At 65.3% G+C, this 23,292-nt stretch carries 26 protein-coding genes and 1 tRNA gene; 12 read left to right on the top strand and 15 right to left on the bottom strand.

All coding sequences use genetic code 11. The annotated features are described in order from the left end of the window. The first annotated feature begins 218 nt into the window (after nucleotides 1–218). On the top strand, nucleotides 219–1,064 hold the full coding sequence (locus tag P0645_RS13285; protein WP_284165068.1) for a hypothetical protein: 846 nt from the start codon (nucleotides 219–221) through the stop codon (nucleotides 1,062–1,064). A gap of 23 nt (nucleotides 1,065–1,087) precedes the next feature. On the opposite strand, the gene lipB is transcribed toward P0645_RS13285, so the two are convergent. Next, a complete protein-coding gene (gene lipB / locus P0645_RS13280) occupies nucleotides 1,088–1,744 on the bottom strand; it encodes a lipoyl(octanoyl) transferase LipB (RefSeq protein ID WP_284165067.1) in 657 nt (218 codons plus the stop codon). 8 nt (nucleotides 1,745–1,752) lie between these two features. After that, complete coding sequence (gene soxR / locus P0645_RS13275) at nucleotides 1,753–2,205, bottom strand: redox-sensitive transcriptional activator SoxR (protein WP_284165066.1); 453 nt, start codon at nucleotides 2,203–2,205, stop codon at nucleotides 1,753–1,755. Between the two features lie 497 nt (nucleotides 2,206–2,702). Between soxR and P0645_RS13270 the strand changes: the two genes are divergently transcribed. The 6 genes from P0645_RS13270 (at nucleotide 2,703) to P0645_RS13245 (ending at nucleotide 8,095) form a co-directional block, all read left to right on the top strand. Continuing rightward, nucleotides 2,703–2,789: transfer RNA gene (locus P0645_RS13270), tRNA-Leu, on the top strand. A 228-nt stretch (nucleotides 2,790–3,017) separates the two neighbouring features. Beyond that, the gene (locus P0645_RS13265) at nucleotides 3,018–4,178 is read left to right on the top strand and encodes an ABC transporter ATP-binding protein (protein WP_502854982.1); all 1,161 of its coding nucleotides are present in this window, start codon (nucleotides 3,018–3,020) and stop codon (nucleotides 4,176–4,178) included. Nucleotides 4,179–4,237: 59 nt separating this feature from the next. Beyond that, nucleotides 4,238–5,308: an ABC transporter substrate-binding protein gene (locus P0645_RS13260; protein WP_284165064.1), complete on the top strand. Its 1,071-nt coding sequence runs from the start codon at nucleotides 4,238–4,240 to the stop codon at nucleotides 5,306–5,308. 51 nt (nucleotides 5,309–5,359) lie between these two features. Continuing rightward, nucleotides 5,360–5,863 carry a YegJ family protein gene (locus P0645_RS13255; RefSeq protein WP_284165063.1) on the top strand — a complete coding sequence of 168 codons (504 nt, stop codon included), beginning with the start codon at nucleotides 5,360–5,362 and terminating at the stop codon, nucleotides 5,861–5,863. Next, nucleotides 5,860–7,110 carry an ABC transporter permease gene (locus P0645_RS13250; RefSeq protein ID WP_284165062.1) on the top strand — a complete coding sequence of 417 codons (1,251 nt, stop codon included), beginning with the start codon at nucleotides 5,860–5,862 and terminating at the stop codon, nucleotides 7,108–7,110. The genes P0645_RS13255 and P0645_RS13250 overlap by 4 nt, the downstream gene beginning before the upstream one ends. 13 nt (nucleotides 7,111–7,123) lie before the next feature. After that, on the top strand, nucleotides 7,124–8,095 hold the full coding sequence (locus tag P0645_RS13245) for an ABC transporter permease (protein ID WP_284165061.1): 972 nt from the start codon (nucleotides 7,124–7,126) through the stop codon (nucleotides 8,093–8,095). Here P0645_RS13245 and P0645_RS13240 read toward each other — a convergent pair. Next, nucleotides 8,082–9,248 (bottom strand): MFS transporter, encoded by a 1,167-nt coding sequence (locus P0645_RS13240; protein WP_284165060.1) that lies wholly within the window; start codon nucleotides 9,246–9,248, stop codon nucleotides 8,082–8,084. The genes P0645_RS13245 and P0645_RS13240 overlap by 14 nt on opposite strands. Nucleotides 9,249–9,428: 180 nt before the next feature. On the opposite strand from P0645_RS13240, the gene P0645_RS13235 reads away from it, so the two are divergent. From P0645_RS13235 to P0645_RS13215, 5 genes are all read left to right on the top strand, one after another. After that, nucleotides 9,429–10,040: a 50S ribosomal protein L25/general stress protein Ctc gene (locus P0645_RS13235; RefSeq protein ID WP_284165059.1), complete on the top strand. Its 612-nt coding sequence runs from the start codon at nucleotides 9,429–9,431 to the stop codon at nucleotides 10,038–10,040. Nucleotides 10,041–10,279: 239 nt separating this feature from the next. Next, nucleotides 10,280–10,966, top strand: coding sequence for an aminoacyl-tRNA hydrolase (pth, locus tag P0645_RS13230; RefSeq protein WP_284165058.1), 687 nt, complete (start codon nucleotides 10,280–10,282; stop codon nucleotides 10,964–10,966). Nucleotides 10,967–10,968: 2 nt separating this feature from the next. Beyond that, a complete protein-coding gene (locus tag P0645_RS13225) occupies nucleotides 10,969–12,015 on the top strand; it encodes a DUF2332 domain-containing protein (protein WP_284165057.1) in 1,047 nt (348 codons plus the stop codon). Between the two features lie 116 nt (nucleotides 12,016–12,131). After that, nucleotides 12,132–12,389 (top strand): serine hydrolase domain-containing protein, encoded by a 258-nt coding sequence (locus P0645_RS13220; RefSeq protein WP_284165056.1) that lies wholly within the window; start codon nucleotides 12,132–12,134, stop codon nucleotides 12,387–12,389. Between the two features lie 3 nt (nucleotides 12,390–12,392). Continuing rightward, on the top strand, nucleotides 12,393–12,761 hold the full coding sequence (locus tag P0645_RS13215; RefSeq protein ID WP_284165055.1) for a DUF2237 family protein: 369 nt from the start codon (nucleotides 12,393–12,395) through the stop codon (nucleotides 12,759–12,761). Nucleotides 12,762–12,767: 6 nt separating this feature from the next. Here P0645_RS13215 and P0645_RS13210 read toward each other — a convergent pair whose 3' ends face one another. The 12 genes from P0645_RS13210 to P0645_RS13155 form a co-directional block, all read right to left on the bottom strand. After that, a complete protein-coding gene (locus P0645_RS13210; RefSeq protein WP_284165054.1) occupies nucleotides 12,768–13,295 on the bottom strand; it encodes a helix-turn-helix transcriptional regulator in 528 nt (175 codons plus the stop codon). A gap of 26 nt (nucleotides 13,296–13,321) precedes the next feature. Beyond that, the gene (locus P0645_RS13205; protein WP_284165053.1) at nucleotides 13,322–13,834 is read right to left on the bottom strand and encodes a hypothetical protein; all 513 of its coding nucleotides are present in this window, start codon (nucleotides 13,832–13,834) and stop codon (nucleotides 13,322–13,324) included. 80 nt (nucleotides 13,835–13,914) lie between these two features. Continuing rightward, nucleotides 13,915–14,373, bottom strand: coding sequence for a PepSY domain-containing protein (locus P0645_RS13200; protein WP_284165052.1), 459 nt, complete (start codon nucleotides 14,371–14,373; stop codon nucleotides 13,915–13,917). Nucleotides 14,374–14,507: 134 nt separating this feature from the next. After that, nucleotides 14,508–14,978, bottom strand: coding sequence for a hypothetical protein (locus P0645_RS13195; protein WP_284165051.1), 471 nt, complete (start codon nucleotides 14,976–14,978; stop codon nucleotides 14,508–14,510). Between the two features lie 231 nt (nucleotides 14,979–15,209). Beyond that, on the bottom strand, nucleotides 15,210–16,442 hold the full coding sequence (gene trpB / locus P0645_RS13190) for a tryptophan synthase subunit beta (protein WP_284165050.1): 1,233 nt from the start codon (nucleotides 16,440–16,442) through the stop codon (nucleotides 15,210–15,212). A gap of 13 nt (nucleotides 16,443–16,455) precedes the next feature. Next, nucleotides 16,456–16,902, bottom strand: a complete 447-nt coding sequence (locus tag P0645_RS13185; protein WP_284165049.1) for a GNAT family N-acetyltransferase — start codon at nucleotides 16,900–16,902, stop codon at nucleotides 16,456–16,458. Continuing rightward, nucleotides 16,899–17,537 (bottom strand): phosphoribosylanthranilate isomerase, encoded by a 639-nt coding sequence (locus P0645_RS13180; protein ID WP_284165048.1) that lies wholly within the window; start codon nucleotides 17,535–17,537, stop codon nucleotides 16,899–16,901. The genes P0645_RS13185 and P0645_RS13180 overlap by 4 nt, the downstream gene beginning before the upstream one ends. Nucleotides 17,538–17,659: 122 nt before the next feature. Continuing rightward, a complete protein-coding gene (locus P0645_RS13175) occupies nucleotides 17,660–18,010 on the bottom strand; it encodes a lipopolysaccharide assembly protein LapA domain-containing protein (RefSeq protein ID WP_349775082.1) in 351 nt (116 codons plus the stop codon). A 6-nt stretch (nucleotides 18,011–18,016) separates the two neighbouring features. Continuing rightward, nucleotides 18,017–18,298: an integration host factor subunit beta gene (gene ihfB / locus P0645_RS13170; RefSeq protein ID WP_284165047.1), complete on the bottom strand. Its 282-nt coding sequence runs from the start codon at nucleotides 18,296–18,298 to the stop codon at nucleotides 18,017–18,019. A 290-nt stretch (nucleotides 18,299–18,588) separates the two neighbouring features. Next, nucleotides 18,589–20,268 (bottom strand): 30S ribosomal protein S1, encoded by a 1,680-nt coding sequence (gene rpsA / locus P0645_RS13165; RefSeq protein ID WP_284165046.1) that lies wholly within the window; start codon nucleotides 20,266–20,268, stop codon nucleotides 18,589–18,591. 289 nt (nucleotides 20,269–20,557) lie between these two features. Further along, a complete protein-coding gene (locus P0645_RS13160) occupies nucleotides 20,558–21,277 on the bottom strand; it encodes a response regulator transcription factor (RefSeq protein ID WP_284165045.1) in 720 nt (239 codons plus the stop codon). Next, the gene (locus P0645_RS13155) at nucleotides 21,274–23,199 is read right to left on the bottom strand and encodes a hybrid sensor histidine kinase/response regulator (protein WP_284165044.1); all 1,926 of its coding nucleotides are present in this window, start codon (nucleotides 23,197–23,199) and stop codon (nucleotides 21,274–21,276) included. Before P0645_RS13155 ends, P0645_RS13160 begins: the two co-directional genes overlap by 4 nt. Nucleotides 23,200–23,292: the final 93 nt, after the last annotated feature.

Raw genomic sequence — 23,292 nt, 5'->3', positions numbered from 1 at the left:
CGATGTTCCTTGCGCGTGGGCGCGGCGACACTGCCGCATGGCTTGCGGATGCCGCCGGCAGCGATCAGCGATGGTGCAACTGCCTCGCGCGCAGTTGCGCCACCTAAAAAATTGTGTCACGGAAATTTGGAGTTTGACACAACCTGCGCAAATTTGCTTCACAGTCTGGGAATAGACGTGACCTGGTCGCCACTGTCTTTTCCTGGGGCTCTGTTGGTATGTCCGTCCTCCGCGTATTCGGGAGCAACCTGCGGCTCCTCTGCCGCGCGCATTCGTCGCAGGCAAATGTTGCGAACCAGCTCGATATCGGAAAGGTCCAGTTTCAGCGCTACCTGAACAGCAGTTCCTTCCCCAAACCGAATCTGCTTGCCTCGATCTGCGATTTCTTTGGCGCGGATGCGCGGATCCTGACCGAGCCGCTTGATGCGGAAGAGGCGCGTCTGATCGTGCAGCGGTCGAAGAGCCCCCGTCCGCATCGCGGCCCGCACCAGTACGCCCACAGCGAACCGCTTGCGAATGCCATTGGATGGGCCGCTCCCTGGCAGGACTATTTTCCGCAGGAATCGGTCCTTGCCGACGGGAATTACGAGCTTTGGCAGAATTCCCTGTCACAACCGGGAATGGTTGCCCTGTCGATCATCAAGGTCCGCAGCACCGCGGGCGAGCGGCTTGTGCGGGGGTTTGTGCCCCGGGCCTACTTTCCCGCCGATCTGGCCATGTCGCTGCGTTCGAAATATCCGAACTATAATGCGCGCGAGTATCGCGGCGTCGTCATGGATTCGATCGAAGGCGCGACGATCCTGCTGTTCTATCCGCCGCCGTCGCAATGGGTGTCACACCTGTTCATGTCGACGAATTTCGTTGGCTACGACGGATCGCTCTCGGGTTACATTTCGTTCGGCCGACGAGAGTATCCGGGGATGGGGCGCCTTGGTCGTGCCTATCTGCGACCGATCGAACCGGGCTTCCGGCCGCTCATGGCCGCGTGCCGACAGCCGACCTGGCGTGACCTCGCCGAGGCACCTCAATCTGTCAGGGCAGTGCTGGAAAAACCGCTCGGCTGAGTGCGCGTCATCCATTTGCCGCTTCAGCCGTCCGGTGAGAAAGCCGACAGAAACGCCGCGCGGAGTGCCGTGTCCAGATCGCTCATCGTCACCGGCAGGCCGAGATCGACGAGGCTGGTGACCCCGTGGTCGCGGATGCCGCAGGGCACGATCCCGTCGAAATGGCCGAGGTCGGGTTCTACGTTGATCGAGATGCCGTGAAAGCTCACCCATTTGCGCAGACGGATGCCGATGGCGGCGATCTTGTCCTCGCGGGGGGCGCCGTCGGCGCCCGGCGCCTTGTCGGGCCGCGTAACCCAGACGCCGACCCGGCCGGGTCTGATCTCGCCACGGACATTGAATTCGGCGAGGGCGGCGATGACCCAGTTCTCCAGCCGTTCGACGAAACGCCGGACGTCCCTTTCGCGCCGGTTGAGGTCGAGCATCACATAGGCCACCCGCTGACCGGGACCGTGATAGGTATATTGCCCGCCGCGCCGCGCCTCGTAGACGGGAAAGCGGTCGGGGTCGGTCAGATCCTCGGCGCGCGCGGACGTGCCCGCAGTGTAAAGCGGCGGATGTTCGAGAAGCCAGATACATTCGCCCGCGCGCCCTTCGGCGATCGCCGCGACGCGCTTTTCCATGAAGGTAAGCGCGTCTTCGTAGGCAATAAGCCCGGGGCTTGTGATCCATTCCACCATCGTTGCCGTCACGCCTCCGGTTCGTCGCCCATCAGGTAACGCGGGCCCTGGCCCTTTCGGGCAGCCCGGTCCTCGGCATTATAGAGCGTGCATCGGTCGAGCGACAGGCAGCCGCAGCCGATACAGCCGTCGAGCGTATCGCCGAGCGCCTGCAATTGCGCGATCCGGGCGTCGATTCCAGCGCGGAAACCCTTGGAAATCCGCTCCCAGTCCTTGCGTGTCGGCGCGCGGTCGGCGGGCAGCGCGGCGAGGTGACCCGCGATTTCGGCCAGCGGGAAGCCAAGGCGTTGGGCGATCATCGCGAACGACAGCCGCCGAAGGTCCGCCCCGCCATAGCGACGATGGCCGCCCTGGTTGCGCAGGGGACGAACGATGCCGTGGGTCTCATAGAAACGGATCGCCGAGACGGCGAGGCCGGTGCGGGCGGCGAGGTCGCCGATGGTCAGGCCCTGACGGGACATGGAAAGCCCTTGATCTCAAGTTCACTTAAGAAATTACAAGCCGAATCGCGAAAGGCAAGAGGGCAGGCATGGCATCTATCGCGACAGGCTGGCGGCGCGGCGCCGGGCGGTGCATCTGGCAGCGCCTTCCGCGGACCGTCGCGCGCTTGTGGAAAGCGCGACGGGCAAGGCGGCGCAAGCGTCCGGCGGAAATCGACCTCGGTCATCTCGGCACGCACATTCGGCGCGACATCGGCCTGTGAGGCAGAAGTGATTGCGGCGTTCGACGGGGGTCACGCCCACGGCCGGGGAGGCGCGTTTGCCGATGACGAATGACGGTCGGTCATGGGCCTGCCCCACGGGGACAGGAATCCTCCGTCGAGGACGGTTACCCCTGCGCCATTGGCCCTGACGGGGGGCGGGAATTATTGGACCCGCGCATCGAAATACCCCCTTTCCTTTCTCAAAACGCTCGGCTAGAAGCACGCCACCTCAGTCGGGCGTGCCCGATTTGGAGTGCGGTTGTGGCGGAATTGGTAGACGCGCAGCGTTGAGGTCGCTGTGGGCTAACCCCCGTGGAAGTTCGAGTCTTCTCAACCGCACCACTCCAACCCCTTGATTTCCTTATTCAGTCCAGATGGGCGCCGTGCCGTCAACCTGCCCTGCAGTCCGGTTTTCGGGCGCGCCGGTTGTTCGCGCCGATATACCCGCCCCTTCGGCCGCATGTCGCATATCAGGCGGTTCATGTCGATTTCTTCCCTTCCCTTGCGGCACAAACCGTCGTCTATACGTTCGCACAGCGGGCCGAGAAACCGGTTGAAAATCTGCGGGCTATGGGCTTAGCTCGGCCTTGGGGAGCCAAAAAAACTAACGGGGAGCGAGAGTTGACCTCTGCCACCAGTGCCGCGGACGCGGCTTTCGTCGAATTCGACCGTGTCCAGAAGAGCTATGACGGGCAGACGCTTGTCGTCAAAGACCTGAACCTGACGATGCCGAAGGGCGAGTTCCTGACGATGCTCGGGCCGTCGGGGTCGGGAAAGACCACCTGCCTGATGATGCTTGCGGGGTTCGAGACCGCGACGAACGGCGAGATCCGCCTGAACGGGCGCAACATCAACCAGGTGCCGCCGCACAAGCGCGGCATCGGCATGGTGTTCCAGAACTATGCGCTGTTTCCCCACATGACGGTGGGCGAGAATCTTTCCTTCCCGCTGGAAGTGCGCGGCATGGGCAAGGCCGACCGTGAGGCAAAGATCGCCCGCGCGCTTGACATGGTGCAGATGGGCAAGTTCGCCAACCGCCGCCCCGCGCAATTGTCGGGTGGCCAGCAGCAAAGGATCGCGCTGGCGCGGGCTTTGTGCTTCGACCCCGAGCTTGTGCTGATGGACGAACCCCTGGGCGCGCTCGACAAGCAATTGCGCGAGCACATGCAGTTCGAGATCAAGGCGCTGCACGAACGGCTGGGGATCACCGTCGTCTATGTGACCCATGACCAGGGTGAGGCGCTGACCATGTCGGACCGCGTCGCGGTCTTCAATGACGGCGTCATCCAGCAGCTTGCGCCGCCTGCCGACCTGTACGAACGGCCGGAAAACAGCTTCGTCGCCCAGTTCATCGGCGAGAACAACAAGCTGCCGGGCACGATCGAGGAATTGTCGGGCGACAAGGCGCTGGTGCGGCTGTCTACGGGCGAGCTGATCGACGCGACGGCGGTGAACGTGACGCAAAAGGGCCAGAAGACCCTTGTGTCGATCCGGCCCGAACGGGTCGAGTTCAAGCCCGAGATGATGCCGCCCGGCGCCCATACGATCGAGGCCGAGGTCGTGGATGTCATCTATATGGGCGACATTCTGCGCGCCCGCCTGAAGGTCGCGGGCGCGGACGATTTCGTGATGAAGATGCGCAATACGCTGGGCCAGACCCGGCTTGCGAATGGACAGAAGCTCAAGGTCGGCTGGCATCCGCAGGATGCCCGCGCCCTTGATCCGATGTAATACCCGGTCAGAAAAGACCGGGGGAGACTGAAACAAGAAACCACACCAGGGAGACTGAAATGAAGAAACTTCTGACCCTTTCCACCGCGCTGACGGCGGTCGCCTTTACGGCGCAGGCCGACGTGACCGTGATGTCCTGGGGCGGCGCCTACACGACCAGCCAGGTCGAGGCCTATCACAAGCCCTTCACTGCCGCGACCGGCATCAATGTCGTGTCGGTGGACAGCGACAACCCGGCCCCGGCGGTCAAGGCGATGGTCGAGGCGGGCAACGTCACCGTCGACGTTGCCGACGTGGAATATGCCGACGCGATCCGACTGTGCGACGACGGTATGCTTGAGGAGATCGACGCCTCGACCCTGCCCGCCGCGCCCGACGGCACCCCCGCCGTGGACGACTTCCTGCCCGGCGCGCTGACCGATTGCGCGGTGTCGACCATCGTCTTCTCGACCGTCTATGCCTATGACACGACGAAGTTCCCCGAGGGGCCGTCGACGATCGCCGATTTCTTCGACCTGGAGAAATTCCCCGGCAAGCGCGGCATGCGCAAGGGCGCGAAGGCCAACCTCGAAATGGCGCTGATGGGCGCGGGCGTTCCGGCGGCCGAAGTCTATGAGGTTCTGGGCACGCCGGAAGGCGTCGACAAGGCCTTTGCCGAGCTCGACAAGATCAAGGCCGACACGATCTGGTGGGAAGCGGGCGCCCAGCCGCCGCAGCTTCTGGCCGATGGCGAGGTTGCGATGACCACTGCCTACAACGGCCGTATCTTCGCGGCGGCGGTGGCCGAGGGTAAGCCGTTCCAGACCGTCTGGGATGGCCAGGTCTATGAATATGACCTGTTCGTCGTGCCGAAGGGCGCGCCGAACCTCGAGCAGGCAATGGAGTTCGTGAAGTTCTCGACCTCGACCCAGGCGCTGGCCGATCAGGCCAAGTGGATCAGCTACGGCCCGGCGCGCAAGTCCTCGGGCCCGCTCGTCGGCCTCTATCAGGACGGCAAGACCGAGATGGCGCCCTACATGCCGACGGCCGAAGCCAACCTCGGCAACGCGCTTGCCTCGTCCTACGAATTCTGGGTCGACCATGACGCAGAACTGAACGAGCGCTTCAACGCCTGGCTGGCGTCGAACTGATCAGGAAACGGCCGGGCGCGCCTGCCGCGCCCGGCCTCTTTCGAGGACGATATGAGACGCCCGGCCCTTCTGCTTGCGCTTTTCCTCTGCGCGCTTCCGCTCTCGCTTCCGGCGGCTTTCGCGCAGGATCGGGTGGTGAACTTCGCCACAGACGATGCAGAGATGAATGCCGCCATCGCGACGGCACGCGGCCGGTTGGATGCGTTTCTTGCCTTCGCCGCCCGGCGGGATCTTCAGTCGGGGGCTTACACCGTAAAATACGCCGCGCCGGTCTCGGGCGGTCCCGCCGACACGGAACATATCTGGGTCACGTTGCTGCAGATCGACGGGGAAAGACTGTCGGGCGTGCTGGCGAACGAGCCCGCCGGGTTCGAGGGTGCCATCGGCGATCCGGTTACTTTCACGACGGCAGAGGTGTCGGACTGGTCCTATTGGGGAGCGGACGGCAAGCTGCACGGGTCTTACACGACGCGGGTGATCCTGCCGCAGCTGGCCAATGAGGAGCGCGCGCAGATCGAGGCGATACTCGCGCCGATTGGAGAGGATGATCTATGACCGAGGTCGTTTCAGGCCCGCTTCTGACCGCCGACGGACGGCCGCTGAAGGCCGCGCTGGCTACGGCGCAGGCGCGCGCGCGGCGCCGGGCCTTCCTGCTTGTCGTGCCGCTTCTGGCCTTCGTCCTCATCACTTTCGTGGTGCCGATCGGCTATATGCTGAAACGGTCGTTCGAACATGACGGTTTTTCCTCGGCGGCGCCGAACCTTGCCGCCTGGTTCGATGCCAACCCCGACGGGTCGGAGATCACCGAAGAGGCCTATGCCGCGCTGGTCGCCGACCTTGCCCAGATGCAGAAGGACAAGACGCCCGGTCAGGCGGGCACGCGGATCAACTATACGGTTCCGGGCACGATCAGCCTCTTCAAGGGCGCGGCGCGCAAGGCCAAGGACATGCAGCCCCCGTTCAAGGAGGCGCTTCTGGCCGAGGACAAGGAATGGGGCGAGCCGAAGCTCTGGGCCGCCATGCGCGATGCGGCCTCGCCCTATACGACCGATTTCTACCAGGTCGCGGCCGACCAGAAACGTGCCGACGACGGAGCGTTCCAGCGCGGCAGCGACAAGGAGAGGATCTATCTCTACCTCTTCTTCAAGACCTTCTATCTGTCGGGCGTCATCACCTTCATCTGCCTTCTGCTGGCCTTCCCGGTCGCGCATCTTCTGGCGACCCTGCCGATGTCGAAATCCTCGCTTCTGATGATCCTCGTCCTGCTGCCGTTCTGGACATCGCTTCTGGTGCGGACAACTTCGTGGATCGTGCTTTTGCAGCAGCAGGGCGTGGTCAATTCGATCCTCGTGGCGATGGGGCTGATCGATGACAGCGGTCGGCTTGTGATGATCAACAACATGACCGGCACGATCGTCGCGATGACCCATGTGCTCCTGCCCTTCATGATCCTGCCGCTCTTTTCGGTGATGCGGACCATCCCGCCGTCCTATGTCCGCGCGGCGCGCTCGCTGGGCGCGACAAGCTGGACCGCCTTCCGCCGGGTCTATCTGCCGCAAACCCTGCCGGGGATCGCGGCGGGCTCGCTTCTCGTCTTCATTCTCGCGGTCGGTTACTACATCACGCCTGCCCTTGTCGGCGGCGCCGACGGGCAGCTTTTCTCCAACATGATCCAGTTCCACATGGCCAAGGCCAACTGGTCGCTGGCGGCGGCACTCGCGGCGATGCTGCTGGTCGCGGTCATCGTGCTTTACTGGCTCTATGACCGGCTGATCGGCATCGACCGGCTGAAACTCGGCTGAGAGGACGACAGATATGGCCCTTCCCACCCATGCCTCGCCCCTCGAACGGATCTGGCACTATGCCTATCTGGTGATCTGCGCGGCGATCTTCATCTTCCTGATCGCGCCGATCCTGGTGATCCTGCCCCTGTCGTTCAACGCCGAGCCCTATTTCACCTTCACCGAGAAGATGCTGCATTTCGATCCGGCGGGCTATTCGACGCGCTGGTACGACATGCTTCTGACCTTCGGCCATGCCGCGCCGGACGGGGTGAGGGACGGCAGCTGGTGGTCGACCGCCTGGGAAACCTCGACCTGGATCAATGCCGCGAAGAATTCCTTCTGGATCGGCTTCTGGGCGACTATTCTTGCGACCTTCCTCGGCACGCTGGCGGCCCTTGGCCTCAGCCGCCCGGAAATGCCCTTCCGCCGCACGATCATGGCGATTCTCATTTCGCCGATGATCGTGCCGATCATCATCACAGCGGTCGGCATGTCGTTCTTCTACGCCAAGGCCTGTCTGGCCCCGGGTTCGGCCATGGGGACGCTGCTTGGGCCGGTTCTGTCGAACAAGGGCTGCCTTGCGAACTCCGATCTCGGGGTGATCATGGCGCATGCCACCTTGGGTATCCCGTTCGTGATCATAACTGTGACGGCGACGCTGACCGGGTTCGACCAGTCGCTGATCCGGGCTTCGGCGAGCCTTGGCGCAAACCCGCGCACCACCTTCTTTAGGGTGATCATGCCCCTGATCCTGCCGGGCGTCATTTCGGGCGCGCTCTTTGCCTTCGTCACCTCGTTCGACGAGGTGGTGGCGGTGCTCTTCATCGCCGGACCGCAGCAGCAGACGATCCCGCGCCAGATGTTCAACGGCATCCGCGAACAGATCAGCCCGGCGATCCTTTCCGTGGCGACGATCCTGGTGATCGTGTCCATCCTTCTGTTGACGACGGTCGAGCTGCTCAGGCGGCGGTCGGAACGGCTGCGCGGCGTCACGCCGCGCTGATGCCTTCGGCTTTCGTGCCCGTGGCGACCAGCCGCGGGTAAAGGACCAGCACCGTCAGGATGAAGCCCGCCATCGCGACGAGGGCACGGTCGAGCCCGAGGAGTTCCGAGGCGAAGCCAAGGGCGGGCGGACCGAAGAAATAGCCCATATAGCCAAGCGCGGTGGCCCGGGCGATCACGTGCGCCCGCGCCGACGGCGCGGCGAGCCGCGAGATCAGCGAATAGGCAGTGGGCGCGATCACCGAGGTGCCAAGCCCGGCGGTTATCAGCCCGGCGTAGGCAACCAGTGGCGAGGGCGCGAGACCGACCACCGCCGTGCCCGCCGCCGCAATCACGGTGCCAAGCCGGATGAGCGTGCTTTCGGAGATGCGTGCCGCGACGATCTGCCCGGCAAGCCGCCCGCAGCCCATGGTCAGCGCCAGCACCGCCGGGCCGAAGCTGCCCTGATGTTTCGATCCACCAAGCGTCCGCTCGATATGCAGCGCCGACCAGTTCTCTGACGCATTTTCGGCCACGAACGCCACAAGCACGATCAGCCCGCCCCAGAAGGGCAGCGACCCGAGCCGACCGCGCGGGCCTTTCGCGGCAGAAAAGCCGTTCACGTCCGGTCCGGCCTCGATGGCGATGAAGGCAGCCAAGCCGACAGCGAGCGCGACCATGGTCATGACCGGCCCCGGCGAGAGGCCCGCGTCGCGGGCAAAGCCGGTGAGGATGGCGGCACCCGCGTAGCTGAACGAATAGGCGGCATGATTGAGGTTCATCAGATGCAGGCCGCGTTCGGCCTCGAGCGCGCTGACGCGGGCGTTCATCGTGACATCCAGAAAACCGTTGGTCGCGCCGACAAAGACCATCGCCAGCGCGAAAAGCGCGGGCAGGGCGAGCCAGCCGGGCAAGGCAAAGGCCAGCGCCACGCCAAGGACGGCGAGCGGCAGCACATGGCGGCCAAGAAGCGGCGCGAGGCGCGGGGCGATGAGCATCGAGGCCGCCGCGGCGAGCGGCGTGGCGAGAAGGAGCGAGCCGAAGGCGGCGTCGCCGACGCCGAGCATCGCCTTGGTGTCGGGGATGAGCGCCGCATAGGCACCCCAAAGCGCACCCATCGCCGCAAAGGCCACCACGGTCGCCCGTGCCACCCGGATCTGTCTGAAAAGGGTCATGGAGGTCTTTTTGACTGAGAAGTCAGAATGCTCTATCACGGCCGCGGGCCCTGCGCCAGAGGCGCGCCGCCGCGCGCGCCAGTCCCGTGCTTTTTGGCTTTCCTTCGCGCCGATTCCGCTCTATAGGACCCGCCTCGGGCATGCACCCTTGGAGGATGCCCTTAACTTATGGAGAGACCCATGGCTGGTAAGATCACCGATCTCATCGCCACGGTACGGACGGGGACAGGCAAGGGGGCCGCCCGTCAATCCCGTCGTGACGGGAACGTACCTGGCATCGTCTATGGCGACGGCAAAGAGCCGCTCGCGATCGACATGAAATTCTACTACCTCCTGAAATTCCTCAAGGCTGGCCGCTTCAAGCAGCGTCTCTTCAACCTGAAGGTCGAAGGCCAGGAGGATGTCCATGTCATCTGCCGCGGCGTGCAGCGTGACGTGGTCAAGGACCTGCCGACGCATGTCGATTTCATGCGCATCCACGACGAAAGCCGCATCAACCTCTTCATCCACGTGACCTTCGAGAACCACGACAAGGCACCGGGCCTGAAGAAGGGCGGCGCGCTGACCATCGTGCGGCCGGAAGTCGAGCTGGAAGTGATGGCGGGCGACATTCCCGATCACATCACGGTCGACCTTTCGGGCCGCGAGATCGGCGACGTCATCCACATCAACGATGTCGTGCTGCCGTCGGGCGCCAAGCCCACGATCAACCGCAATTTCGTCATCGCCAATATCGGCGCGCCGTCGGGCTTTGTCTCGGCCGAGAGCGAAGAAGCGGCTGCCGAGGCCTGATCCATATCGGATCGACGCATTGAGCGCGGGGCCGAAAGGCCCCGCGTTTCGTTTTCCGGGCGCCGCTCATCGTCGGACTTCGTCCGCTCTTCGCTGCGGTTCAGGGATCATGCGCCCGTCGGAAGAGCTGTCACCGCGAAGAGCGGACGAAGTCCGACGATGAGCGGCCCGAGCCGCCCCATACGTTGCAACCGGCGCTTCGCGCCACTAACCTGCGGGCCACGCAAGGAAGGCGCGCGATGAAGCTTTTTGTCGGTCTCGGCAATCCCGGGGCGAAATATGCGGGCAACCGCCATAATATCGGCTTCATGGCCGTGGACCGGATCGCCGCCGATCACGGCTTCCCGCCGTTCCGCGCAAAATTCCAGGGGCTGGTCAGCGAAGGGCGGCTCGGGACCGAGCGCGTGGCGCTTCTCAAGCCCGAGACCTTTATGAACCTTTCGGGCCAGTCGGTCGGCGAGGCGATGCGGTTCTACAAGATCGAGCCGGCCGATGTCGTGGTGTTCCACGACGAGCTGGACCTCGCACCGGCCAAGATGCGGCTGAAAACCGGTGGCGGGCATGCGGGGCACAACGGGCTCCGCTCGCTCCATGCCCATATCGGTGACAGCTATCGGCGGGTCCGCCTCGGGATCGGCCATCCCGGCCACAAGGACCGGGTCGCGCCCTATGTGCTGTCGGACTTCGCCAAGGCCGATCAGGACTGGCTTGATGATCTCATGCGCGGCCTGTCGGACGGGGCCGTGGCGCTGGCCGAGGGCGACGAGGCGCGTTTCATGAATGCCGTGGCCCTTCGAACCGCGCCGCCGCGCTCTTCGACCGGCGCGGCGAAGGTGAAACCGGAAGAAGCGCCCGTCCCCGACGCTTCGAAGGCGCCGGAGGCGCCGAAATCCGCCCTTCAGCGGCTTCTTGACCGGTTCGGGTGAGGATGCGCGCCGACCTGTCCGAGGCTTTCGCCAGCCAGTCGCGCAGCTGCGCTTCGCTGGGCTCGCCCCTGATGGAACGGCTCATGCGCCTTCTGGGCACAGGCTGGCAGCCGGAGGGTGCGCTGGCCGCGCGGCTGGAGGGCTGGGAGGGCGATCTGTCCAGCTCCGGCCAGTCGGTGCCCCTGCGCATCGCGGGCGCGCTGCATGCACTGGTCCGGGCGGGGCAGGGACCTGATCTTGCGGCTTGCTACGGTGCGATGGACCGAACGAGCGACGAGCGGCTTCTGGAAACTGCCGCGGCGGTTCTGGCGCGCGACGAGGCCTTCATTCGGAATTTCATCGAAAGCCCGCCGCAGACCAACGAACTGCGCCGGTCGGTGGCGATCATCGCCGCCGCGCACTGGCTGCAGGCCCGTCAGCCGCTGCCGCTGGTCCTGTCGGAGCTTGGCGCGAGTGCGGGGCTGAACCTGATCTGGGACCGCTATGGGCTGGCGGTGCAGGACCGGTGGCTCGGCCCGTCGGAACCGCTTCTGACGCTTGCGCCCGACTGGCGGGGGCTCGCCCCGGCTGGTGCTCCGCATCCGCCGGTCCTCGCCCGGGCGGGCGTCGACCTCAGGCCGGTCGATCCGGTCGCGGGGCGCGACCGGCTGCTCGCCTATCTCTGGCCCGATCAGCCGGACCGGCTGGAACGTACGGCCAAGGCACTGGCCGCCGTTGCCGCCGGGCCGCGGCTCGTCGAGGCGGGCGATGCGGTCGCCTGGCTGGAGCGCCGCCTTGCCCAACGGTTCGAGGGCGCGCTGCATCTCGTCTATCACACGATCGCCTGGCAGTATTTCCCCGCCGAGGCGCAGGCCCGGGGAGAGATGCTCCTGGCTTCCGCCGGGGCTAGAGCCAGCGCGGATGCGCCGCTTGCGCGGCTGTCTATGGAGGCAGATGGCGAAGGGCCGGGCGCTGGGCTGACGCTCGACCTCTGGCCCGGGGGCGAGAGGATGGTGCTGGGGCGGGTCGATTTTCACGGGCGCTGGATCGACTGGGCGCCTGCCGCCTGACTTGCCTGCCGCCTGACTTGCCTGCCGCCGCGTCACTCTTGCCTGAGGCGCGTGCGCGGGGTTTCCTGTCGGCCAAACACCGGAGGGCACATGAAGCGCATCTTGCGGATCACCTGGTGCCCGCCGACTGGATCGCCGCATCGACCAGACCTTCGACGCCGGGCGGGGCGCTTTACGGTTATCAATGGTGGATACCGGTGAACGGGCCGGGAGATTTCATGGCGCATGGCATCTACGGGCAGTATATCTATGTCTCGCCCCGTCGCGGTGTGGTCATCGCGGTCAATTCCGCCCATCGGGGGTTCGAGGAGCCGGGTGTCGACGAGGCGAATGTGGCGATGTTGCAGGCAATTGCCGATGCGGCGGCGGAGTAGGCGATGAAGAAGGATCCATCGGTCAATGTCCTGGGCGGCCCGCTTGAGCTCTGTTCGATTGCGCCCCTGACCGGGTTCTTCCGCGACGGGCATTGCAACACCTGCGCCGAGGATAGTGGCAGCCACACTGTCTGCGCGGTGATGACGGCGGAGTTCCTCGCCTATTCGAAATATGTGGGCAACGACCTGTCGACCCCGCGACCCGAGTTCCGCTTTCCCGGCCTTAAGCCCGGCGACCGCTGGTGCCTCTGTGCAGCCCGTTTCATGCAAGCCCATGACGAGGGCTGCGCCCCCAAGGTGCGGCTGGAGGCGACGCATGCGCGTGCCGCCGAGATAGCGCCGCTGGAGGTTCTGCAACTCTACGCGACCTGATGAGTATCAGCCGACCTTGCGCAGCGGCGCGGGGTCGCTCGGCCGCTCCTCCATCAGATCCTCGATGAAGAGGCTGAGGAGCTGGGGGCGGCCGGAAACGCCGGCCTTGCGGTAGATGGCATTGGTCTGGGCCTTGACCGTGCCTTCGGCGGTGTTGCGGAGCGCGGCGATTTCCTGGGTCGTCATCCCCTTGATCGCGAATAGGGCTACATCGCGTTCGGACGCGGTCAGGCCCCATTCCACGAACCGCTCCTCCAGAAGGTCCATGAAGGCGCCGGAGGCGCGGCGCAGCTTCTCCTCGGCGCGTCTGCGGTCGCGGGCCATGCGGTGGAGGGCGACCGCGCCGAGGATGACGCCGAGGACGAGACCCAGCGCGGCGCCGAGTTCCAGGAGTTCGCGCGTCTGCCAGGCGATCGGACGGGCATAGATGCCGAAGACCGAAAACAGGATGTCGGAGACGAAGAACAGCGTACACAGCGCCTGCGCCGCCAGAACGAGGATTATGACAGCTCGGCCCGACACAGGGTCAGACACGCGACGGCGCGGCGGTCGCGCAGCAGTCAGTCATCGTCATCGTCATCGTCACTGCCGCCGTGACCGCCGCCGTGGCCAGAGTTGTCATCATCATCGTCGTCATCCCCACCTCCGGAACCGCCGCTGCCGCTGTTGCTGCCCGAGCCGCTGCCCGAACTGCCGCTGCCCGAATTGCTGCTGCCCGAATTGCTGCTGCCGGTGCCGCTGTTGCTTCCGCTTCCGCTCGACGTGCCGGTGGCGCCGGGAGAGACCGGGCCCGGCAACGGGCCGCTACTTGCCGTACTTGCTCCCGATCCGGTCAGTTCCCAGTAATCGCGCAGAATCTCTCCGGTGCGGGGATTGACGATGATCTCGCGGTGATAGGCGGCACTCTCGGCCTCGATGCGGGTCCGGCCGAGCAGCGTCCGGCTGACCTCGATTTCATAATACCCCTGCTCGCGCAGTTCACTCATGAGCACGTCGACAAAATCGGCGGCCCTGGACATGCCCGCCGAGAGGCTTGCAAGCGAGAAGAGGATCGCGAAGATGGACTGTCTCATGATGTTGCCCCCATGGTCGCGGGCCGGTCTTCCCGGACTATCCGGATAAACGCTCAGGCCCGCAAGGGAAAGCTCGCTGCTCAATCGTCGTCGCCGTTGCCATGGCCGGAATTGTCCTGATCGTCATCCCCGCCGCCATGGCCGGAAGTGTCATCGTCGCCGTCATCGCCCGACCCGGAATTGTCATCATCGTCGTCATCATCGCCCGACCCGGAATTGTCGTCGTCATCGTCGTCGCTGCCGTCGACGAAATCCTTGTCACGGTCGCGGATGAAGACGCCGGGGGCGGTGTTTTCACCGGGCCGGACGGTTTCGGTCTCGCTCTTCAGGACCTGGCCGGTCGTGTTGTCGATCACGATCTCGACCTTCAGGTCGCCCTTGATCGCTTCGATCTTGGTTTGCGTCGGGCCATGCCTGGCCTCGATCCTAGTGTAGCCCTGGGCCTGCAGATCGGCCACTGCGCCGTCCAGTGCATCCTGCGCGAGGGCGATGCCGGTGCCGAGTGCGAAAGCTGCGGCAAGAAGGGCGATGCGGTTCATTCTGTTCTCCGTCGCGGGGCGCGGTGCCCCCTTCGTGTCGGCCGGGGCGGAATTGCCGCCGGCCTTCTGTCTGCCGCGCCCCGGGATGCGTTTACGGCGTGCATTTGCGGGGCGCGGCAGCGGGTGAGGGGCGATCAGCCCCTGCACGCGGCATGTTCGGCGACATCGCCCGGATCGTCGCAACCCGATCCGCCCGGAATGCGCGGCTTGTCGCGGCCGGAGCCCGAGCCGTTGTCATCGTCATCGTCATCGTCGTCGTCATCGCCGCCGCGACCGCCGTGATCGTCACCCCTGTCATGGTCGGGGCCGTCGTCGGCGCCGTTCTTGGCCAGCTGGAGATACTCCGGCTGCGTCATGTCGAACGTATGGCCGGGGCCATCATCCGCCCCACGCCCGCGTCCGCGACGATCATCGCCCGCCGGATCGTCGGCGCCACGGCCGCGACGGGCGAGAAGGTCGCCCGGCAGGACCCAGTCGGCCATCTGGCCGACGGCCTGGAACTCACCATACGGCATCACCAGCGGCTCACCCCGATCCGCGAAAGCGGTGGTGGCGGTCCCGGCCAGCGCAATGGCGCAACCTGCAATCAGAACTGTCCGTTTCATTGTGCGGTCTCCCTTGGTTTTGCGCGCCGTGGCCGACGCAGGACCAGAAAAGCGCCTGGCGGCATCAAGGGAAATTTGCCCGAAGTTTAGACCGGCGTCTGTAAACCCTGGGCGAAAGCGGCCTAAACCCGAGTTTAGGCGCAGGGACTTGTGGTTTATCCGCCGCCGCGCGGACGAACGGAAAAGGCCGGGCGGATCGGCCCGGCCTTGTGGCATGATGACGGATCGGTCTCAGACCTTCATGTCGAAGCCGAGATGCTTGGCCACTGTGAAGATGTCCTTGTCGCCGCGACCGCACATGTTCATCACGATGATATGGTCGCTCGGCAGCGTGGGCGCGATCTTCATCACATGGGCCAGGGCGTGGCTCGGTTCCAGCGCGGGGATGATTCCCTCCTGCGCGCAGGAGAGCTGGAAGGCCTCCAGCGCCTCCTTGTCGGTGATCGAGACATACTGGGCCCGGCCGCTGTCATGCAGCCAGGCATGTTCGGGGCCGATGCCCGGATAGTCGAGACCCGCCGAGATCGAGAAACCTTCCAGGATCTGGCCATCGTCGTCCTGCAGCAGATAGGTGCGGTTGCCGTGCAGCACGCCCGGGCGCCCGCCGGTAAGTGACGCGCAATGTTCCATGCGCTCGTCCACGCCCTTGCCGCCAGCTTCAACCCCGATGATGCGGACGGAGGGATCGTCGAGGAACGGATAGAAGAGGCCCATCGCGTTCGACCCGCCGCCGATTGCCGCGATGACCGTGTCGGGGAGCCGCCCTTCGCCTTCCTGTTCGGCCAGCTGCCATCGGACTTCGCGGCCGATGATCGACTGGAAGTCGCGGACCATCGCCGGATAGGGATGGGGGCCCGCGACGGTGCCGATGCAGTAGAACGTGTCGCGCACGTTCGTGACCCAGTCGCGCAGCGCGTCGTTCATCGCGTCCTTCAAGGTGCCGCGACCCGAGGTGACGGGGATGACCTCGGCGCCCAGAAGCCGCATGCGGAAGACGTTCGGCGCCTGGCGCTCGACGTCATGGGCGCCCATGTAGACCACGCATTTCAGCCCGAACTTGGCGCAGACGGTGGCGGTGGCCACCCCATGCTGGCCCGCGCCGGTTTCGGCGATGATCCGGCTCTTGCCCATGCGGCGGGCCAGGATGATCTGGCCCAGCACATTGTTGATCTTGTGGGCGCCGGTATGGTTCAGCTCGTCGCGCTTCATGTAGATCTTGGCGCCGCCCAGATGATCGGTCAGGCGTGCGGCATGGTAAAGCGGCGAGGGGCGGCCGACGTAATGCTTCCACAGATCGTCCATCTCGGCCCAGAAGGTCGGGTCGGTCTTGGCGTGCTCGTAGCGCTGCTCGAGATCAAGAATGAGCGGCATCAGGGTTTCGGAGACGAACCGCCCGCCGAACTGGCCGAAACGGCCTGCCTCGTCCGGTCCGGTCATGAAGCTGTTGATCAGGTCCTCGGCCATCTGGCGCCTCCACTCAAGACAGATCGCGTTTATAGCCAATGTGCGATGGGGTAAAGCCGAGCCGGCCGTAGAAACGATGGGCATCGGTGCGGGCTTTGTTGGTGGTGAGCTGCATCAGCGTGCAGCCGGCATGGCGCGCGCGGGCTTCGGCGTCGGCCATCAGCGCGGCGCCGATCCCCTTGCCGCGCAGGTCCGAGGCGACGCGGACCGATTCCACCTGCGCCCGGCGCGCGGCTTTCAGCGAGAGGCCGGAGATGTAGGTGATCTGGTAGGTGGCGAGGATCCGGCCATCCTCTTCGCCCACGATCAGGTGGTTGTTGCCGTCGGCCTGCATCGCGCGGAAGGCGGTGAGGTAGGCTTCGTCCTCGGCCCTCTCGCGTGCTCGGCCGAGGATGTCGTCGGACAAAAGGGCAATGATCGCAGGTACGTCCGGTTCCGTCGCGGGGCGGAAGCGGATCATGCGCGCGCCGCCGCGATGAAGGCGCGGATCAGGCGTTCGTCCTTCAAGCCGGGCGCGGTTTCGACGCCCGAGGCCACGTCGACCTGGCGCGCATTCGTCGCGCGGATCGCCTGGGCGACATTGTCCGGCGTGAGGCCGCCCGCGAGCATCCAGGGCCGCCGCCAGACCCGGCCCAGAAGCAGCGTCCAGTCGAAGGTCAGGCCATTGCCGCCGGGCAGAACGGCATCCTTCGGCGGTTTGGCGTCGATCAGGATCTGGTCGGCGACGGTCTGGTAGATGTCGAGCGCGGCGAGGTCCGCGCGTTCGGCGACGCCGACCACCTTCATCACCGGCAAGCCATAGCGCGCCTTTACCTCGCTGACCCGCTCCGGGCTTTCGGCACCGTGAAGCTGCAGCATGTCGAGCGCGACACCGGAGGTGATGGCATCCAGCTCGGCGTCCGTTGCATTCACCGTCAGGGCGACCTTGGCGATGCCGTGGGGAGTGGCGAGGGCAAGCGCCGCCGCGTCGGCGATCGTGACGCTGCGCGGCGATCTTGCGAAGAAATTGAAACCGACGTAGGCGGCACCCGCCTCGGCCGCGGCAGCGACATGGGCGAGCTCCCTGAGGCCGCAGATTTTCACGCGTGTGTCCATGTGCGGGCTCTAGCGCATTTCGCCGCCGGGCGGAACCGGCACTCGTCGTCGCATTTCATGCGCTCCTTGTGCCGGGCCGATGAGAAGCGAAGCGCACGAAGAGGCGCCCGTTCCGCGCCGCTTCAGCGACCGTCGAGCAGGGCGAGGATCTCGTCGGGTTTGTCGCCCTTCTCTGCGCGCAGTTTCGTGACCTCGCGCTCGAGCTGGCCGACCTGGCGGCGGTGCTGGCTCGCCTCGGTGCGCATGCGGGCCTCGCGCAGCCATTCCCAGACGAAGCCCACGGCAAGGCCTGCGAGTATGCCCGCGAAGATCACCAGGAAAAGTGGCAGCTCGATCGTCCAGCCGATGCCGAGGAATGTATCGACCTCTGTCGGAAGCAGCCGCAGGGCAACGACCTCGCGGTTTGCCGACGCGACGGTCAGCAGCACGATCGCAAGAAGCGCGAGGAAGAGATAGCGAAAGGTCTTCACCATGGGGGATCAGCCGCCGTTCAGGCGGTCGCGCAGCAGTTTGCCGGTCTTGAAGAAAGGGACATGTTTCTGATCGACCGCGACCGATTCGCCGGTGCGCGGATTGCGGCCCGCCCGCGCGTCGCGCTGCTTCACCGAAAAGGCGCCGAAGCCGCGCAGCTCGACCCGGTCGCCCTTGGCCATCGCCTCGATGATCTCATCGAAGATCGTGTTCACGATCCGCTCCACATCGCGCTGGAACAGGTGCGGGTTCTCTTCAGACAGTTTCTGAATCAGTTCGGACCGGATCATCATCCCCCCTCGTGGCGGTGTTCACTCGGCCCGCCCTCGCTTTTTTCGTCCCGCGAACTATAGGGCCATTTCGCCCGGCAACAAACAGGAAAGCCTTTGTAATGGCGGGGATTTTTGCGTGATTTTCGCGATCTTCGGCTTCCTGCCGCCCCGTACCATGCCTGACGCGGCGCAGCATCCCGATGCCGCTGCGCAGAAAGCACGATTTGCGGCCTGTGGACGAATCGGCGCCATAAACAAAAACCCCGCCCGGGTAGGGCGGGGTTTTCGGCGGTCCGGGGACCTATGACTTACTTCTGGCCCTTGAGCGCTGCGCCCAGGATATCGCCGAGTGAGGCGCCCGAGTCGGACGAGCCGTACTGTTCCACGGCTTCCTTCTCTTCGGCGATCTCGCGCGCCTTGATCGAGACGCCGAGCTTGCGGGTCTTCGAATCGACGTTGGTGACGCGGACATCGACATGGTCGCCGACCTGGAAGCGCTCGGGGCGCTGGTCGGCGCGGTCGCGGGCGAGGTCGGAACGACGGATGAAGGACTTCATCGCGTTGTACTCGACCTCGATCCCGCCCTCCTCGACCGCGGTCACGGTCACGGTGATGACCGAGCCGCGCTTCACGCCGTCAACGGCATCCGAGAAAGTGTCGGCGCCGAGCGACTTGATCGAGAGCGAGATACGCTCCTTCTCGACATCGACCTCGGTGACGGCGGCCTTGACCACATCGCCCTTGCGGTAGGACTGGATGGCTTCCTCGCCACGCTGGTCCCACGACAGGTCCGACAGGTGGACCATGCCGTCGATGTCGTTCTCGAGGCCGACGAACAGACCGAATTCGGTGATGTTCTTGACTTCGCCCTCGATGACGGTGCCGGCGGGATGCGTTTCGGCGAAAACCTCCCACGGGTTGCGCATGGTCTGCTTGAGACCCAGCGACACGCGGCGCTTGGCGCTGTCGATTTCCAGAACCATGACATCCACCTCTTGCGAGGTCGAGACGATCTTGCCAGGGTGCACGTTCTTCTTGGTCCAGGACATTTCCGAGACGTGAACGAGGCCCTCGACGCCCGCTTCCAGTTCGACGAACGCACCGTAGTCGGTGATGTTCGTGACGCGGCCGTGGTGGACCGAGCCCAGCGGGAAGCGGCTTTCGACCGAATCCCAAGGATCGGACTGCAGCTGCTTCATGCCGAGCGAGATGCGGTGGGTTTCCTTGTTGATCTTGATGACCTGAACCTTCACGGTCTCGCCGATCGACAGGATTTCCGACGGGTGGTTGACCCGGCGCCAGGCCATGTCGGTGACATGGAGGAGGCCGTCAACGCCGCCGAGATCGACGAACGCACCATATTCGGTGATGTTCTTGACCACGCCGTCGACCGTCTGGCCTTCGTAGAGGTTGCCGATGACCTCGGCGCGCTGTTCGGCGCGGCTTTCTTCGAGGATCGCACGGCGGGAAACGACGATATTGCCCCGGCGGCGGTCCATCTTGAGGATCTGGAACGGCTGTTTCATGCCCATGAGCGGGCCCGCATCGCGCACCGGACGGACGTCAACCTGCGAGCCGGGAAGGAAGGCGACAGCGCCGCCCAGATCGACGGTGAAGCCACCCTTGACGCGGCCGAAGATGGCGCCATCGACGCGCTCTTCCGCGGCATAGGCTTTTTCGAGGCGATCCCAGGCTTCTTCGCGGCGGGCTTTCTCGCGGCTGATGACAGCCTCGCCACGCGCGTTTTCCACGCGGTCGAGATAGACCTCGACCTCGTCGCCCACCGAGATGTTGGGCTGTTCACCGGGGTTCGCGAATTCCTTGAGGTCGATGCGGCCTTCCATCTTGTAGCCGACATCGATGATGGCCTGGCCCGCCTCGATGGCGATGACCTTGCCCTTGACGACAGAACCCTCTTCGGGCGTGTCGATCTCGAAGCTCTCCTTAAGAAGGGCTTCGAATTCTTCCATAGCGTTCTTAGCGCACATGCGGTTTCAGTTCCTTTTCAACAATGTTACGGGCCATGCGGTTGTCTCCGCCGGTCTTTCATGGGTCTCGCCGGAAGTATGGGGGCCGGAAAACAATCAGGGCCGGTGTTGGCCGACCCTGCGCGTCCTCATGAGCCCCAGGCACTTCCGGCCTGTTCGACGGGGGCGCTATAGGCCGAAAAGCCATGCAAAGGCAAGGGCCAACCTTCCGTGCGCGGCCTTGCGGGCGCCGGGCACAGTTCTCACGGTGCCGCCGAAAATCCTTCGCGAAGGATTTTCGTCCCCGGCGTCACGCCCAGGCCACCTCGCCGAGAAAGATGTAGCCCGCGCCGTAGATCGTCTTGATCAGGGCGGGGTTCTTCGGATCCTCGCCAAGCTTGGTTCTCAGCCGCGAGATGCGCACATCCATCGCCCGGTCGAAGCTTTCGCCCGCGCTGCCGCCGAGCACCTCCTGCATATGGGCTCGCGTGACAAGACGGTTCGGGCTTTCAAGGAACATGCGCAGCACCTGGCCCTCGGCGTTCGAGAAGGGCACTTCCGTGCCGCTCGCCGACATCAGCGAGAAGCGGTTGAAATCCGCCGTCCAGCCTGCGAAGCGGGCGATCTGGGACGCGCGGTCGCTTGCCGCCTTCGGGCGGCGCAGCCGCGCGCGGACGCGGGCGACGATCTCGGCCGGGTCGAAGGGTTTCACGATATAATCGTCTGCGCCGAGTTCCAGCCCCGTCACCCGGTCCTGCACCTGCGCGCGGCCCGAGATGATGATGATCGCCGCGCCGCTTTCCAGCGCCAGCCCATGGACGAGCGCCAGCCCGTCCTTGTCGGGCAGGCCAAGGTCGACGAGGCAGACGTCGGGTGTCATGCGTTTCAGCGCCGCCTCGAAAGCGGAGGCCCGACCAAAGGCCTGGGTGCGGAAACCTGCCTCGGTCAGCGCCTCGGTCAGCATCTGGCGGATGTCGGGCTCATCGTCGAGGATCGCGACCAGCGGTGGTGAAGCGGCGGGCTGGGTCATGGCCGCACCGAGGTGAGGAAGGTGGCAAGCATCGTGGCATCGAAGGGTTTGGCCAGCACCGGAAAGCGCGCGGCGGCGCGGGCGCGGAGCGGGTTGGCGGGGGGAAGCGACGTCATCAGGCCGACCGACGGACCGCCGTCCCTTGCCCCGATCCGTTCGGCAAGATCGACGCCGGTCAGCCTGCCGGGCAGGGTGATGTCGGTCAGCACCAGGTCGAGCCCCGGCAAGGCAACAAGCGTTTCGGCTTCGTCGGCGCTCGCTGCTTCCAGCACGCTGTGACCGATCGCGCGCAGCATCTCGCGCACATTGGTGCGGATATCCTCATTATCCTCGACCAGAAGGACGAGGCCGGTGCGCGGGCTTTTCGCGCCTTTCCTGTAGGGCAGCCTGAGGGTGACGCGGGCGCCGCCCTCGGGGAGGTTCTCGAGCCTCACCGTGCCGCCCGACAGCGAGGTCTGGTCATAGACCATGGAAAGGCCAAGCCCCGATCCCTCGCCGCCCTTGGTGGTGAAGAACGGATCGAGCGCGCGGTCGAGCGCGGTTTCGGAAAAGCCGGGGCCGGTGTCGGCGACGGTGAACTCGATCCAGGTGTCACGGACCGGGCGCGCGGTGACGAGGACCCGGCCTGTCCCGGCGCCGATTGCGTCCTTCGCATTCAGGATGAGATTGAGGAGCGAATCCTGCAGCCCGCCCGCGTCGAGCATCACCGGCCCGTCGAAAGCGTCGCCGCCGATCTCCAGCGCGATCCTTTCGGGCAGCGCCGGACGGGCGAGCGCCCCGAGGTCGGCCATGAAGGCCGCAAGGTCGGTCGCCACGGGGCGCGGTTCCCTCCGGCCCGAGATGGTCGCGATCCGGTCCAGAAGCGTGCCGCCGCGCCGGGCGGCGGCGCGGGTCGAGGCGACCATCTCGCGCGCCTCGGGCGGCAGGTCGAGCCGGTCGAGCCGGGATTGCAGGCCGAGGATGATGGTCAGGAGATTGGCGAAATCATGGGCAAGGCCCGAGGTCAGCTGGGCCGCCAGTTCCCGCTTGCGGGTCTGCGTGAGTGCCGCGCGCGCCTGGGTTTCCTCGGTCACGTCCATCGACAGGATATAGACGCCATGGATCGGCCCGTCACCGGTGCGGTCGGGAGTGAAGGCCGCACGGATGCGGCGACCGGACTCTTCATCGGTGAATTCGAAGACGCTCGCCTCGCCGTCGAGCGCCCGGTGCAGATAGGGCGCGATCCGGGCGAAGGATTGCTCGCCCAGTGCCTCGCGTCCGGTCAGGCCGATGATGTCGGACGGGCGGCCGGGGATCACGCTGCTGAGCTTGCGGTTGGAGAATGTATAGCGCAGGTCCGGCCCGACATGGGCGATGTGGGCGGGCATCATCTCGGTCGTGAGGCGGGTCCGCGCCTCCATCTCGGTCAGGTCGCGCTTGGCCTCCTCAAGCGCGCTGTTGGCGGCGGAGAGTGCCCGGTTGGCGGCGGCGAGCCGTTCGGAATGGCCCAGAAGCCGGTCGGAAAGCTCTTCGGACCGGCTGCGCAGCATCTGCTCCTGCAGCTTGATCTCGGTGATGTCGGTATAGACGGTGACCCAGCCGCCCTGGGTGAGCGGCGCGCCCTCGACGGAAATCCAGCGCCCGTCGGGGCGGGCGCGTTCCAGATAATGCGGCACGAAGGCCAGCGCCGCCTCGACCCGCGCCTTGATCGCTTCTTCCGCGTCGGCCACGGGCCCGTATTCGCCGCGGCCGACCAGATAGCGGATCGTCTCTTCGAAGCTCGCGCCGGGCGTGACGTAAGTCTCTGGAAAGTCAAACATTTCCCGGTAGCGGCGATTGCAGAGAACAAGCCTCAGATCGCGGTCGAAGATCGACAGCGCCTGCTGGATCAGATTGAGCCCGGCCCGCGTCAGCTGCGCGAGCGTCTCGTCGCCCGGTTTCATTCCTGGATCCTCCGCCCTTTGGCTAGCACCCGGCGCGGCGTGACGAAAAGCCCTAAACCCTGCCGGTAACAATTCGTAAGATTCGCGAAATAG

The sequence above is a fragment of the Frigidibacter sp. SD6-1 genome, from assembly GCF_030143255.1.
Lineage (GTDB): Bacteria > Pseudomonadota > Alphaproteobacteria > Rhodobacterales > Rhodobacteraceae > TMP-24.
Note: the sequence above shows the minus strand (reverse complement) of the source record. Positions and strands in the feature narration are given on the sequence as shown.